General features: G+C 67.7%; 12 protein-coding genes. All 12 read right to left on the reverse strand.

Features of this window, described 5'->3' with window-relative positions; genetic code table 11:
* Positions 1 to 321 precede the first annotated feature (321 nt).
* The 12 genes from pcaC to benA all read right to left on the reverse strand — a co-directional run bounded on the left by pcaC (position 322) and on the right by benA (position 12,615).
* Entirely contained in the window at positions 322 to 717 is a 396-nt protein-coding gene (gene pcaC / locus RTW82_RS06800) for a 4-carboxymuconolactone decarboxylase (RefSeq protein WP_316924642.1), read from the reverse strand.
* 27 nt (positions 718 to 744) lie between these two features.
* Positions 745 to 1,533 carry a 3-oxoadipate enol-lactonase gene (gene pcaD, locus RTW82_RS06805; protein WP_316924643.1) on the reverse strand — a complete coding sequence of 263 codons (789 nt, stop codon included), beginning with the start codon at positions 1,531 to 1,533 and terminating at the stop codon, positions 745 to 747.
* 10 nt (positions 1,534 to 1,543) lie between these two features.
* Positions 1,544 to 2,905, reverse strand: a complete 1,362-nt coding sequence (locus RTW82_RS06810) for a 3-carboxy-cis,cis-muconate cycloisomerase (protein ID WP_316924644.1) — start codon at positions 2,903 to 2,905, stop codon at positions 1,544 to 1,546.
* A gap of 265 nt (positions 2,906 to 3,170) precedes the next feature.
* On the reverse strand, positions 3,171 to 4,376 hold the full coding sequence (gene pcaF, locus RTW82_RS06815) for a 3-oxoadipyl-CoA thiolase (RefSeq protein WP_316924645.1): 1,206 nt from the start codon (positions 4,374 to 4,376) through the stop codon (positions 3,171 to 3,173).
* Positions 4,373 to 5,167, reverse strand: a complete 795-nt coding sequence (locus tag RTW82_RS06820; protein WP_316924646.1) for a CoA-transferase subunit beta — start codon at positions 5,165 to 5,167, stop codon at positions 4,373 to 4,375. Before RTW82_RS06820 ends, pcaF begins: the two co-directional genes overlap by 4 nt.
* On the reverse strand, positions 5,164 to 6,015 hold the full coding sequence (locus RTW82_RS06825) for a CoA transferase subunit A (protein ID WP_021217571.1): 852 nt from the start codon (positions 6,013 to 6,015) through the stop codon (positions 5,164 to 5,166). The genes RTW82_RS06820 and RTW82_RS06825 overlap by 4 nt, the downstream gene beginning before the upstream one ends.
* A gap of 124 nt (positions 6,016 to 6,139) precedes the next feature.
* Complete coding sequence (locus RTW82_RS06830) at positions 6,140 to 7,411, reverse strand: benzoate/H(+) symporter BenE family transporter (RefSeq protein ID WP_316924940.1); 1,272 nt, start codon at positions 7,409 to 7,411, stop codon at positions 6,140 to 6,142.
* A gap of 84 nt (positions 7,412 to 7,495) precedes the next feature.
* Positions 7,496 to 8,824 (reverse strand): MFS transporter, encoded by a 1,329-nt coding sequence (locus RTW82_RS06835; RefSeq protein WP_271657785.1) that lies wholly within the window; start codon positions 8,822 to 8,824, stop codon positions 7,496 to 7,498.
* A 61-nt stretch (positions 8,825 to 8,885) separates the two neighbouring features.
* The gene (locus RTW82_RS06840; RefSeq protein ID WP_316924647.1) at positions 8,886 to 9,659 is read right to left on the reverse strand and encodes a 1,6-dihydroxycyclohexa-2,4-diene-1-carboxylate dehydrogenase; all 774 of its coding nucleotides are present in this window, start codon (positions 9,657 to 9,659) and stop codon (positions 8,886 to 8,888) included.
* 53 nt (positions 9,660 to 9,712) lie between these two features.
* On the reverse strand, positions 9,713 to 10,726 hold the full coding sequence (gene benC / locus RTW82_RS06845; protein WP_316924648.1) for a benzoate 1,2-dioxygenase electron transfer component BenC: 1,014 nt from the start codon (positions 10,724 to 10,726) through the stop codon (positions 9,713 to 9,715).
* 45 nt (positions 10,727 to 10,771) lie between these two features.
* The gene (benB, locus tag RTW82_RS06850; protein WP_021217576.1) at positions 10,772 to 11,260 is read right to left on the reverse strand and encodes a benzoate 1,2-dioxygenase small subunit; all 489 of its coding nucleotides are present in this window, start codon (positions 11,258 to 11,260) and stop codon (positions 10,772 to 10,774) included.
* Positions 11,257 to 12,615 carry a benzoate 1,2-dioxygenase large subunit gene (benA, locus tag RTW82_RS06855; protein WP_316924649.1) on the reverse strand — a complete coding sequence of 453 codons (1,359 nt, stop codon included), beginning with the start codon at positions 12,613 to 12,615 and terminating at the stop codon, positions 11,257 to 11,259. The genes benB and benA overlap by 4 nt, the downstream gene beginning before the upstream one ends.
* Positions 12,616 to 12,702: the final 87 nt, after the last annotated feature.

The raw sequence follows: 12,702 nt of genomic DNA on the forward strand, positions 1-12,702 counted from the left end.
GCCCATCGCGCCGGCCCCCAGAGCAACGATGGAGTGAGGGAACCCGACGCAGTCGGGCCGGATGATGGGGCAAGTTTTTTGGTTCCTTTTCAACGATTGGAAAAGGGACTCGCCCGGGTGGGCGAAACCAGAAGCATCACCAGAACTCGGCAATCAGCTGGACTCAAATCCTCTAGCAACACTTAACGCAGACAGAGCGAATGAATTCGCCCCTACAGGTGCAACCAGCGACGGTGGCCTTGGTGCATGAACGGGATACGCCGCACACACAAAAACGCCGCCCGGACGCGGGGCCCGGGCGGCGTTTGTATGGCGCGCGAGTCAGTCCTGCAGCGATTCCACGCCCAGCTCGTCCCACACCGATTCGGCTAGGTGGAAGGTGGCATTGGCGGCTGGAATGCCGCAGTAGATGGCGCTCTGCATGATCACTTCCTTGATCTCGTCGCGGGTCACGCCGTTGTTCTTCGCCGCGCGCAGGTGCAGGCGCAGCTCGCCCTCGCGGTTCATGCCGATGAGCATGGCGATGGTCACCAGGCTGCGGGTGTGGCGCGGCAGGCCCGGGCGCGTCCAGATATCCCCCCAGGCGTGGCGGGTGATCATCTCCTGAAACTCTTCGTTGAAGGGCGTGAGGCTCTGCAGGCTGCGGTCGACATGGGCATCGCCCAGCACCGCGCGGCGCACCTGCATGCCGGCCTCGTAGCGTTCTTTTTCGTCCATCGGTGGTTCCTCGCTAACCCTGGGTCTTCAGGCGATCAGGAAGTCCAGCACCCGGCGGGTGAAGGCCTCGCCGGCCTGGACGTTGGACAGGTGCGCGACATGGAACTCCACAAGCTCCGCGCCAGCGATGTGCGCCTGCAGGAAACGGCCATGCTCGGGCGTGGTCACCGCATCGCCGCTGCCGCAGACGATCAGGGTCGGCGCGCGGATGGCGCCCAGTCGCTCGCGGAAGTCGGCGTCGCGCACCGCCGCGCAGTTGGCGGCGTAACCCTGGGGCGAGGTCTGCGCCAGCATGGCGATGATGGGCTCGACCTTGCCCGGTTGCGCCTCGGCGAAGTCCGCGGTGAACCAGCGGGCGATGGAAGCGTCACGCAGGGCCGCCATCGCCGCCGGGCCGTCGCGCAGCACCGTCTCGATACGCGGGTTCCATACATCCGGGGTGCCGATCTTGGCGGCGGTGTTGCACAGCACCAGGCGCTGGATGCGCTGCGGCGCCTCGATCGCCAGCCACTGGCCGATCAGCCCGCCCATGGACAGGCCGCAGAACGAAGCCTGGGCGATATCCAGCGCATCCAGCAAGGCCAGCACGTCGCGGCCGTTCTGCTCGATGCTGTAGGGGCCTTCGGTGACCAGGGACGCGCCATGGCCACGGGTGTCGTAGCGCAGCACGCAGACGTGTTCGGTGAAGGCCGGGATCTGCGCGTCCCACATGTGCAGGTCGGTGCCCAGGGAGTTGCTGAGTACCAGCACCGGCGCACCGGCCGGGCCTTCGAGCAGGTAATTCAGGTCGCCATCGGCGAGTCGTACGGCAGGCATGCAAAGGCTCCTAACGCGAGAAATTCTGATGCTCGGCCACGGCGCGGTCGACCCAGCGACGCGCCTGTCCGAGGTAATGAGCCGGGTCGAGCAGGCGGTCCAGCTCGTCGGCGGAGAGTTGCGCGGTGACCTCGGGGTTGGCGCCGAGCACGGCACGCAGGTGCGCGCCCTCCTTCACCGCCTGACGGCAGCATTGCTCAACCAGGTGGTGGGCGGCGTCGCGGCCGATGCGTTGGGCCAGGGCGATGCTCACCGCCTCGGCCAGCACCAGCCCCTGGGTCAGGTCCAGGTTGTGGCGCATGCGCGCAGCGTCCACCTCCAGGCCCGGCACCACCAGCAGCGCTTGCTGCAGGGCGCCGGACACCAGGCAGCAGAGCTCCGGCAGGGTTTCCCATTCGGCGTGCCACAGGCCCAGGCTGCGCTCGTGTTCCTGGGGCATGGCGGCCAGCAGGGTCGCCACCAGGCCCGGTGCGCGGGTGGCGGCGCCGATAAGCACGGCGGCGCTCACCGGGTTGCGCTTGTGCGGCATGGTGGACGAGCCGCCCTTGCCCGGCGCGGCGGGCTCGAAGACTTCGCCCGCCTCGGTCTGCATCAGCAGGCTGAGGTCGCGCCCCAGCTTGCCCAGGCTGCCGGCGACCAGCCCCAGCAGGCTGGCGAACTCCACCAGGCGGTCACGCTGGGTGTGCCAGGGCTGCTCGGGCAGGGTCAGGTCCAGTTCCTCCGCCAGGGCGCCGGCCACGGCGAAGGCCTTGTCGCCCAGTGCCGCGAGGCTGCCGGAGGCGCCACCGAACTGCAGGCACAGCAGGCGCGGTTTCAGCTCGGCCAGGCGCTGGCGGTGACGGGTCACCGCGCCCAGACAGCCGGCGATCTTCATGCCCAGGGTCACGGGCGTGGCGTGCTGCAGCCAGGTGCGCCCGGCCAACGGTGTATCGGCATGCAGGCGGGCCTGGCTAGCGAGTGCATCAGCCAGGGTGGCAAGGTCGTTTTCCAGCAGGGTGACGGCGGCGCGCAGCTGCAATACCAGGCCGCTGTCCATGGCGTCCTGGCTGGTGGCGCCCAGGTGCACATGGCGCTCGGCCTCGGCGTCGCTGGCGGCGATGCGCTTGCCCAGCGCCTTGACCAGCGGAATCGCCGAATTGCCGGCGCTGCCGATGGCCACGGCCAGGGCGGAGAAGTCATAGAGCTCGGCCTTGCAGGCCGCCTCGATGGCAGCCACCGCCTCGGCAGGGATCACCCCGACACGGGCCTCGGCGCGGGCCAGTGCGGCCTCGAAATCCAGCATGCCCTGCACCCGGCCGTGATCGCAGAAGATCGCGCGCATGGCCGGCGCGGTGAAATAGGCATCGAAGAGTTGGTTGCTCGGGCTGTTCAAGCCAGTGCTCCGGAAATCAGGAAGGTGAATCGTTTTATAGCAGCCGGCCCGTCACGACCAGCCTTTACGCACTCAACAGGCATAGTGAGCACAAACCGCTTCGCAGGATGGGTCATGGTGGGCTGAAGCCCACCCTACGACTGCATCACACCGACCAGCCGTAGGATGGGTAGAGCGGAGCGAAACCCATCATGTGCCTCGCAGCTCCACGGAACGTCCCTACAGCTGCGCCGCGCACAGCAGACGTAGCGAGCGCAGTAGCCTGTCACACCCGTTCTATGACGAGGGCGAGCCCTTGCCCTACCCCCACACACATCGTGGCCAAACCCAGCTTGCCGCCGGACTTTTCCAACTGGTGCAACGCGGTCTGCACCAGGCGCGCGCCGCTGGCGCCCAGGGGGTGGCCGAGGGCGATGGCGCCGCCGTTGGGATTGACCCGGGCGTCGTCGTCAGCGAGGCCGAGGTCACGGGTGACTGCCAGCCCTTGGGCGGCGAAGGCTTCGTTGAGCTCAATGACGTCGAACTGGTCGATGCCCAGGTTGAGGCGCTCCAGCAGCTTGCGCACCGCCGGCACCGGGCCAATGCCCATGACACGGGGTGCCACGCCGGCACTGGCCATGCCCAGCACCCTGGCGCGCGGGGTCAGGCCGTGTTTCTTCACCGCCTCGGCGCTGGCGAGGATCAGCGCCACGGCACCGTCGTTGACGCCCGAGGCGTTGCCAGCGGTGACGGTCTTGCCTTCCCCGTTGACCGGCTTCAGCTTGGCCAGGGCCTCTAGGGTGGTGTCCGGGCGCAGGTGCTCGTCCTGGTCGATCACCGTGTCGCCCTTCTTGCCCTTGATCACCACCGGGACGATCTCCTCGGCGAAGAAACCCGCGGCCTGGGCGGCACCGGCGCGCTGCTGGCTGCGCAGGGCGAAGGCGTCCTGGTCCTCGCGGCTGACCTGATGGTCGTCGGCGACGTTGTCGGCGGTCTGTGGCATGGCATCGACGCCGTATTGCGCCTTCATCAGCGGGTTGATGAAGCGCCAGCCGATGGTGGTGTCTTCGATCTTCTGGCTGCGGCCGAAGGCGCTGTCGGCCTTGCCCATCACATAGGGCGCGCGGGACATGGACTCGACGCCGCCGGCCAGGGCCAGCTCCATTTCCCCGGCAGCGATGGCGCGGAAGGCGGTGCCCACCGCGTCCATGCCCGAGGCGCAGAGGCGGTTGAGGGTGACGCCGGGAACGCTTTCCGGCAGGCCCGCCAGCAGCAGCGCCATGCGCGCGACGTTGCGGTTGTCCTCGCCGGCCTGGTTGGCGCAGCCGAGGAACACCTCGTCGACTTCGTCCCAGCGCACCTGCGGGTTGCGCTCGATCAGTGCCTTGAGCGGGATGGCCGCCAGGTCGTCGGCACGCACCGGCGCCAGGCCACCGCCGAAGCGGCCGATGGGCGTGCGCACGGCATCGCAGATGAATACGTCGCGGCTCATTCCTCACCTCCCTGCTGGCCGTGGGCGGCGGCGGTGCGGGCCTCCAGGGCACGCAGCGCGGCCAGTTCCTCGGCATTGGGGGCGAGGGTTTCGCTGACGCTGTCGGCGAAGCGGATCGCCCAGCCGGTGGCCTCGACCACCTGCTCGCGGGTCACCCCCGGGTGCAGCGAGTTGACGATGAATTCGTGGGTGCCGGCTTCCGGCTCCATGATGCACAGGTCGGTGATGATGCCCACCGGGCCCTTGCCGGGCAGGCCCAGGCGCTGACGCGAGTCGCCGCCTTCGCCATGGCCGACCGAAGTGACGAAGGCCAGCTTGTCGACGAAGGTGCGGTGGGACTGCTTGAGGATGATCAGCACTTCCTTGGCGGAGCCGGCGATCTCCGGCGCGCCACCGGCACCGGGCAGGCGCACCTTGGGCTTGTGGTAGTCGCCGATCACGGTGGTGTTGATGTTGCCGAAGCGGTCGACCTGGGCGGCGCCGAGGAAGCCGACGTCGATGCGCCCGCCCTGCAGCCAGTAGCGGAAGATTTCGCCAGTGGGCACCACGGTGTCGGCGGTCTCGGCCAGCTCGCCGTCACCGATGGACAGCGGCAGCACCGTGGGCTTGGCACCGATGGGGCCGGATTCGTAGATCAGCACCACGTCCGGGGACGAGGTCAGGCGCGCCAGGTTGGCGGCCTTGGACGGCAGGCCGATGCCGACGAAGCAGACCGCGCCGTTCTTCAGGCGGCGGGCGGCGGCGACGGTCATCATTTCATTGGTGCTGTAGCCGGTGGATTGGGCGCTCATTGCTTGGCCTCCGCAATTTTCTGCTGGAACTGGGCGAAGTCCTCGGTGCCACGGATGTAGTCGTCGATCCAGGCGCTGAAGGTCTCGCGGTCGCGGGCGATGGGGTCCCAGGCCTGGTAGAAGCGGTTGTCGCGCTCGTAGTAGCCGTGGGCGTAGGACGGGTGCGCGCCGCCGGGCACGTGGCAGACGGCGGTCAGGGCCCAGGTGGGCAGCACGCAGGCGTTCATCGGGGCGTTGAGGTCGTCGACGATCTCTTCCACCGTGACGATGCAGCGCTTGGCCGCCAGGGCCGCTTCCTTCTGCACGCCGAGGATGCCCCAGAGCAGCACGTTGCCCTTGCGGTCGGCCTTCTGTGCGTGGATCACGGTCACGTCCGGGCGCACCGAGGGCACGGCGGCCAGCACTTCGCCGGTGAAGGGGCAGGTCACGCTCTTGATCAGCGGGTTGACCTTGGGCAGGTCGGAGCCGGCATAGGCGCGCAGCACCGCGAACGGCAGCCCGGAAGCGCCGGCCACATAGGCGTTGGCCAGGTCGGCGTGGCTGTGTTCTTCGATCTCCAGCTCGCGGGGCCAGCCCTTCTCCACCGCGTCACGCAGGCGGTGCAGCGAGCCCACGCCCGGGTTGCCGCCCCAGGAGAACACCAGTTTCTTCGCGCAGCCGGCACCGATCAGCAGGTCGTAGACCAGGTCGGGCGTCATGCGCACCAGGGTCAGGTCGCGCTTGTTCTGGCGGATCAGCTCGTGGGAAGCGGCCGTGGGAATCAAGTGGGTGAAGCCTTCGAGGGCGACGGTGTCGCCGTCGTTGACGAAGCGCTCGACCGCTTCGCGCAGGGAGATGATTTCAGCCATGTCGATCTCGTTTTGTTATCCAGGGCGGAAGGTTCGCCGGGTGATGGAAAGCTACCCCCGGCCCAGCCGAGGAACAATCCGATAATCGACTATCCGTTCGATAATCGAACAACTCTATACCTTGCTAAGCATTTCTCTCGGCACCGGGAGCCTGCCGACGGATTTCCCCCGGGCGCGTAGGCGCGGCCTCCTCGTCCAGGGCCAGAAGCCCAGGCCGGGCTTGGGCCCGCGGTCGATGCACGCCCAGCAGCAGGTGCGCGGCCAGGCCGAAGATCAGCCCCCAGAAGGCCGCCGACAGCCCGAGCAGGGACATGCCGGACGCCGTGACCAGGAAGGTGATCAGCGCCGCTTCGCGGTCCTCCGGCACCACCATGGACCCGGCCAGCGCACCGGCGATGGCGGCGAACAACGCCAACCCGGCCAAGGCCGCGACCAGCTCCCGGGGGAAGGCGCTGAACAACGACACCAGGGTGGCGCCGAAGATGCCCAGCAGCAGGTAGAACAGGCCGCCGACCACGCCGGCCACGTAGCGCCGGCCCGGGTCCTCGTGGGATTCGCGGCCGCTGCAGATGGCGGCGGTGATGGCCGCCAGGTTGAGGCCGTGGCAACCGAAGGGGGCCAGCAGCACGGTGCCCAGTGCACTGCTGGCGATGATCGGGCTGGCGGGCGTGCCGTAGCCGTCGTTGCGCAACACGGCGATGCCCGGCACGAATTGCCCGGTCAGCGCCACCATCACCAGCGGCAGGGCGATGTTCAGCGTGGCGTGCCAGCTGAATTCCGGGGTGATCCACACCGGGGTGGCGAAGCCGATCACCAGGGCCGAGGCGTTCATCTCCCCGGTCGCCAGGGCGATGCTGCAGCCGGTCACCAGCACCGCCATCACCGCATAGCGCGGCAGCAGCCGCTTGCCCAGTAGGTAGGCGGCGAACATCGCCAGCACCAGCAGCGGTTTTTCCTTCACCGAGACGAACAGCTGGGTGCCGAAGCTGAACAGGATGCCGGCCAGCATCGCCGCAGAGATGGCCGCGGGCAGCCGGCCGATGATGCGATCGAAGGCGCCGGACAGCCCCACCAGCAGGATGAGCAGGCTGGAGAGCAGGTACGCGCCCACTGCCTGGTTGAGGCTGACGCCCGGCAGCGAGGCCACCAGCAGCGCCGAGCCGGGCGCGGACCAGGCGATCACCAGCGGCACCTTGAAGCGCAGGCTGAGGACGATGCCCAGCACGCCACTGCCGATGGAGATAGCCCAGACCCAGGACGACAGCACCGCGTCGGGCAGGTTCGCGGCCTTGGCCGCCTGGAAGATGATCACCAGCGGCCCGGCATAGGAAATGACCGTGGCGATGAAGCCTGCCACGGCCGCCGACAGCGAGAAATCACGGATCAGGGTGCGCAGGAAGGTTGCCTGTCGCGTGGCCATGGCCAGCTCTCCTGTTTGTCTTTCCGGGTCAGGCGGGGCGTCGCCGACGCCCCGCGCGCTTCAGAGCCTGGCGCCCGCCAACGGGGCAGCCTGGGGCGCTCGCAGCGAGACGAAGCACATGGCCAGTGCGGCGATGGCGCCGGGGATGGCGAAGGCCATGAAGTTCAGCTGCAGCGGCAGGTTGATGCCCAGCAGCGCACCGCCCAGCAACGGCCCGACGATGGCACCGTTGCGGCCGATGCCGGAGGCCCAGCCAAGGCCGGTGGAGCGGATGGCCAAACCGTAGAACTGCGCCGCCGTGGCGTAGAGGAGAATCTGCGTGCCGATGGTGGTGGCACCGGCGATGCCGATCAGCAGGTAGAGCAGCGGTGTCGGGCTCTTGAAGCCGAGCAGGCTGATGGACAGCGCTGCGACGATGAAGAAGGCCGCTACCACCCGAGGCAGGTTGAAGCGATCACCGAGGAAGCCGCCGGCGATGGCGCCGAACATGCCGCCCAGGTTCAGCGCCAGCAGGAAGGACAGGCTCGAACCCAGGCTGTAGCCGGCGTTGGCCATCAGTTTCGGCAGCCAGGAGCTGAGCGCGTAGACCATCAGTAGGCAGCAGAAGAAGGCGATCCACAGCATCAGCGTGCGCAGGGCGCGGCCTTCGCGGAACAGCTCCAGCACCGGTGCGCCCTGGGCCTTCACCTCCACCAGCTCGAGCAGGTCGTCATCGCGCAGCTCCCGCTGCGGGTCGACCTTGCGCAGGATGGCCCGCGCCTGTTCGGTGCGACCCTGGCGCAGCAGGAAGCCGACGGACTCGGGCAGGTACCAGAGGATCAGCGGCAGCAACAGCAGCGGTACCGCAGCGGCGAAGAACATCGCCTCCCAGCCGAAACGCGGCAGCATGTAGATGCCGACGCCGGCGGAGAGCATGCCGCCCAGGGAATAGCCGCTGAACATGATGGCGACCAGGGTGCTGCGCAGCCGTTTCGGCGCGTACTCGTTCATCAGCGCCACCACGTTGGGCATCAGCCCGCCGATGCCCAGCCCGGCCATGAAGCGGCAGATGCCGAATTCGGTGGGGTTGCGCGCCAGGCCGTTGAGCACGGTGAAGCCGGAGAACAGCACGAAGCAGATGGCGATGCCGCGCTTGCGCCCAATGCGGTCGGCCAGGGGGCCGAAGAACAGCGCCCCGAACATCATGCCGAACAGCGCGTAGCTGCCCAGGGCGCCCGCTTCCAGGGGCGTCAGCCCCCACTCCTTCATCAGTACCGGCAAGACCACGCCGTAGATGAACAGGTCATAGCCGTCGAAGATCAGCAGCAGGGCGCACCAGCCCATCACCATCCAGTGGAAGGGCGTGAAGCGCGCGTCGTCGATGATCGCGTGTACGTCGAGTTTTCGCATGGCATTCGTCTCTTGTTCTTGTTGTCGAGAAAGCGTTGCGGGTGGAACCGCGGCTCGGGTTTCAGCCCAGGTCGCCACCGCCTACCGGCAGGGTCACGCCGGTGATGTAGGAGGCTTCGTCGGAAGCCAGGAAGAGGATCGCGCCGGCCTGTTCGTCGATGCTGCCGTAGCGTTTCATCAGGCTGCTGTCGAGGGTCTGGTCGACGATCTGCTGGTACCAGATCTTCTCCTGTGCGCTCTGCTCCGCCGTGTTGCGCGGGATGCGCCGGGGCGGCGCCTCGGTGCCACCGGGCGCGGTGGCGTTGACGCGGATGCCGCGCCCGGCGTTCTCGAAGGCCAGGCAGGCGGTGAGCGCGTTGACGCCGCCCTTGGCCGCGCCGTAGGGCACGCGGTTGAGGCTGCGGGTGGCGATGGAGGAAACGTTGACGATGGCCCCCGCGCCCCGCTCCAGCATGTAGCGCAGCGCCGCATGGCAGCACCAGAGCGTGGGGAACAGCGAGCGCCGCACCTCGGCCTCGATCTCGTGCGCCTGGTAGTGCTCGAACGGCTTGGCCCAAATGGTGCCGCCGACGTTGTTAACCAGTACATCGAGGCGCCCGAAGCGTGCCACCGCCGCCTCCATCACCCGGCTGCATTCGGCGTATTGCTCGAGGTCGGCGGTCAGCGCCAGCACACGGCCTTCCCCCAGCTGCTCGCGCAGCTCGAAGACCAGCTCGGAGCGGTCCACCGCCACCAGGCGGGCGCCCTCTTCCACCAGGCGCTCGGCCACACGGCGGCCGATGCCCTGCGCCGCGCCGGTGACCAGCGCGACCTTGTCGTTGAATCTGTTGCTCATGACTGCCCTCTGCCGTTGCCGGCCACCAGGAGGTTCACGGGTTGGAGTGGTACTCAGGCGGCGCTGGCGGCGAACTTCTCGTAGTAGAAATTCGCCGGCTGCACGCCCTGCTCGCGGATGAACCGGCTCACCGCCTCCACCATCGGCGGCGGGCCGCAGAGGTAGATGTCGACGTCGCCGTCGTTGAGGTGGCGCGGTTCGATGTGCTGGGTGACGTAGCCCTTGTGCGGGTAGCCGCTCTCGGGATTGGCCACACAGGCGCTGAAGCTGAAGGTGGGGATGCGCGCGGCGAAGGCCTCCAGGCGATCCAGCTCCACCAGGTCGAAATCGTTGGTCACGCCGTAGATCAGGTGCAGGGGGTGCTCGCTGCCCTGCTCGGCGACCTTCTCCAGCATCGCGGTGAAGGGCGCCAGGCCGGTGCCACCGGCCAGCAACAGCAGCGGCCGGCGGATGTCGCGCAGGTAGAAGCTGCCCAGCGGCCCCACCAGGCTCATGCTGTCGCCGGCCTTGGCCAGCCCGGTGAGGAAGCTGCTCATCAGGCCGCCGGGCACGTTGCGGATCAGGAAGCTGACCTCGCCGTCCTTCTGCAGCGAGCTGAAGGAGTAGGCGCGGGACTGTTCGCTGCCCGGCACCCTGAGGTTGACGTACTGCCCCGGCAGGAAGGCCAGGCGGCTCAGGGACTCGCCCTTGATCGACAGCGAGATGGTGCTGTCGGACAGCTGGCGCACGGCGCTGATGGCCGCGTCGAAGCTGGCCTGCTGGGTCTTGCACAGCGCGGACGAGGCCGGCACCCGCACCACGCAATCGCTGGCTGCGCGCATCTGGCAGGTGAGCACATAGCCCTGCTCGGCCTCCTCCGCGCTCAGGGCGTCGTCGATGTAGTCCTGGCCCAGGTCGTAGCGGCCCGCCTCGGCGAAGCACTTGCAGGTGCCGCAGGCGCCGTCACGGCAATCCAGCGGGATGTTGATGCCCTGGCGATAGGCCGCGTCGGCCACGGTCTCGTCGGGGCTGGCGTCGATGAAACGGGTGACGCCGTCTTCGAAGGTCAATGCGATGTGATGAGTCATGTCGGGCTCCACGGAGCGCGGCCTCGGGGTGGCCGGGCCGGGTGTTCAGATGTGGTAGATGTCGATGACCTGGCGCACGTAGTCGTTCTTCAGGACCACCTTCTTGGCCTTGATCAGCGGCTGCTCGCCGCGCACGTCGAGGCTGTAGAAACTGGTACCGAAGTAGCTGTCCACGGTCTTGTAGCGGTAGCTCAGGGTGTGCCAGTTGAAGCGCACCCGGCACTCGCCGGCGGCCTGGTCGAGGAGCTCGATGTTGCTGATGTTGTGGGAGGTGCGGGTGTCCGGCATGGTCGCGCTGGAGCGGTCGGTCTTGATGCGGAACACGCGGTCCTCCAGGCCGCCCCGGTTGCCGTACCAGATCAGCGAGATCTCGGTCTGCGGGTTCTCGGTCAATTCGTCGCGGTCGTCCCAGGCCGGCATCCAGAAGCTGGCATCGGCGGCATAGAGCTCCAGCCAGCTGTCCCAATCCTTGTCGTCCAGGTAGCGCGCCTCGCGGTAGAGGAAGTCGCGCACGGCGTCATGGGAGATGCTCATTGCACGGCCTCCACGGGGATCAGTCGCTGCTCGGCCGCGGCGGCCTCGAGCAGGGTTGCCTGCCAGTACTTGTGCTGCAGCACGAACAGGCCCTCATCCTCGGTGCGCACGCCGGACAGCAGCGGGTGCAGGGCGATCTCGCGGGCGGCCTCGTCGGCGCCTTCCACCCAGTGCGCGGCGCCGCGGGACATGTCGTTCCAGCCACGGTTGCCCTGGTAGCCGAGCTGGCAGGAGCGGAACTCCTCCAGGTCGTCCGGGGTAGCCATGCCGCTGACGTTGAAGAAGTCCTCGTACTGGCGGATGCGCCTGGCGCGCGCTTCGGCGCTCTCACCCCGTGGCGCGATGCAGTAGATGGTGATTTCCGTCTGGTTGACGGAGAGAGGTCGGGCGATGCGGATCTGCGAGCTGAACTGGTCCATCAGGTAGACGTTGGGGTACAGGCAGAGGTTGCGCGAGTTCTCGATCATCCAGTCGGCACGGGCACGGCCGAAGTCCCGGGCCAGCTCGTCGCGGCGCTCGTAGAGGGGGCGGTCCTCGGGGTTGGCCCAGCGCGTCCAGAGCAGCAGGTGGCCCTTGTCGAAGGAGTAGAAGCCGCCGCCGTTCTTGGCCCAGCTGCCGGCGCTCATGGTCCTGATCTCCTCCCCCGCTTCGCGCTGCTTGCGCTGGTTCTGGGTGGCGGCGTAGTTCCAGTGCACGGAGCTGACGTGGTAGCCATCGGCGCCGTTCTCGGCGGTCAGCTTCCAGTTGCCTTCGTAGATGTAGCTGCTGGAGCCGCGCAGCACTTCCAGGCCCTCGGGGGACTGGTCGACGATCATGTCGATGATCTTCGCCGACTCGCCCAGGTGCTCGGCCAGCGGCACCACGTCCGGGTTGAGGCTGCCGAAAAGGAAGCCGCGGTAGGACTCGAAGCGGGCGACGCGGGTCAGGTCGTGGGAGCCTTCGCAGTTGAAGCTCGTCGGGTAGCCCGCCTCGGCCGGGTCCTTGACCTTGAGCAGCTTGCCGCTGTTGTTGAAGGTCCAGCCGTGGAAGGGACAGGTGTAGGACGCGCGGTTGCCGCTCTTGTGCCGGCACAGCTGCGCACCGCGATGGCTGCAGGCATTGAGGAAGGCGTTGAGCTCCCCGTCCTTGTTGCGCGCGATGAAGACCGGCTGCCGCCCCATGGTCAGGGTGAGGTAGTCGTTCTTCTCGGGAATCTGGCTCTCGTGGGCGAGGTACAGCCAGTTGCCTTCGAAGATGTGCTTCATCTCCAGTTCGAACAGACGCGGATCGGTGAACATCTCCCGCTTGCAGCGGTAGACGCCCTTCTCCTTGTCTTCCTCTAGCAGCGAATGCAGGAACTCGAATCCCAGGGACATGGCCAGGGCCTCCATTGTTATTGTTCAGGCAGGCTCAGGTTAGGGAGGCGCGGGCGACGGCAATATCCGCTTTGTGCAGATCGCTAT

This window comes from Pseudomonas sp. zfem005 (genome assembly GCF_032621735.1).
GTDB lineage: Bacteria > Pseudomonadota > Gammaproteobacteria > Pseudomonadales > Pseudomonadaceae > Metapseudomonas > Metapseudomonas solani.

What these genes read in the sequence shown, in the direction of transcription:
- pcaF (WP_316924645.1), bottom strand. Translation starts at nt 4,376, where the DNA reads ATGAGCCGCGACGTATTCATCTGCGATGCCGTGCGCACGCCCATCGGC.
- benB (WP_021217576.1), bottom strand. Translation starts at nt 11,260, where the DNA reads ATGAGCATCTCCCATGACGCCGTGCGCGACTTCCTCTACCGCGAGGCG.
- pcaD (WP_316924643.1), bottom strand. Translation starts at nt 1,533, where the DNA reads ATGCCTGCCGTACGACTCGCCGATGGCGACCTGAATTACCTGCTCGAA.
- RTW82_RS06820 (WP_316924646.1), bottom strand. Translation starts at nt 5,167, where the DNA reads ATGAGCGCCCAATCCACCGGCTACAGCACCAATGAAATGATGACCGTC.
- benC (WP_316924648.1), bottom strand. Translation starts at nt 10,726, where the DNA reads ATGACTCATCACATCGCATTGACCTTCGAAGACGGCGTCACCCGTTTC.
- RTW82_RS06825 (WP_021217571.1), bottom strand. Translation starts at nt 6,015, where the DNA reads ATGGCTGAAATCATCTCCCTGCGCGAAGCGGTCGAGCGCTTCGTCAAC.
- pcaC (WP_316924642.1), bottom strand. Translation starts at nt 717, where the DNA reads ATGGACGAAAAAGAACGCTACGAGGCCGGCATGCAGGTGCGCCGCGCG.
- RTW82_RS06835 (WP_271657785.1), bottom strand. Translation starts at nt 8,824, where the DNA reads ATGCGAAAACTCGACGTACACGCGATCATCGACGACGCGCGCTTCACG.
- RTW82_RS06840 (WP_316924647.1), bottom strand. Translation starts at nt 9,659, where the DNA reads ATGAGCAACAGATTCAACGACAAGGTCGCGCTGGTCACCGGCGCGGCG.
- benA (WP_316924649.1), bottom strand. Translation starts at nt 12,615, where the DNA reads ATGTCCCTGGGATTCGAGTTCCTGCATTCGCTGCTAGAGGAAGACAAG.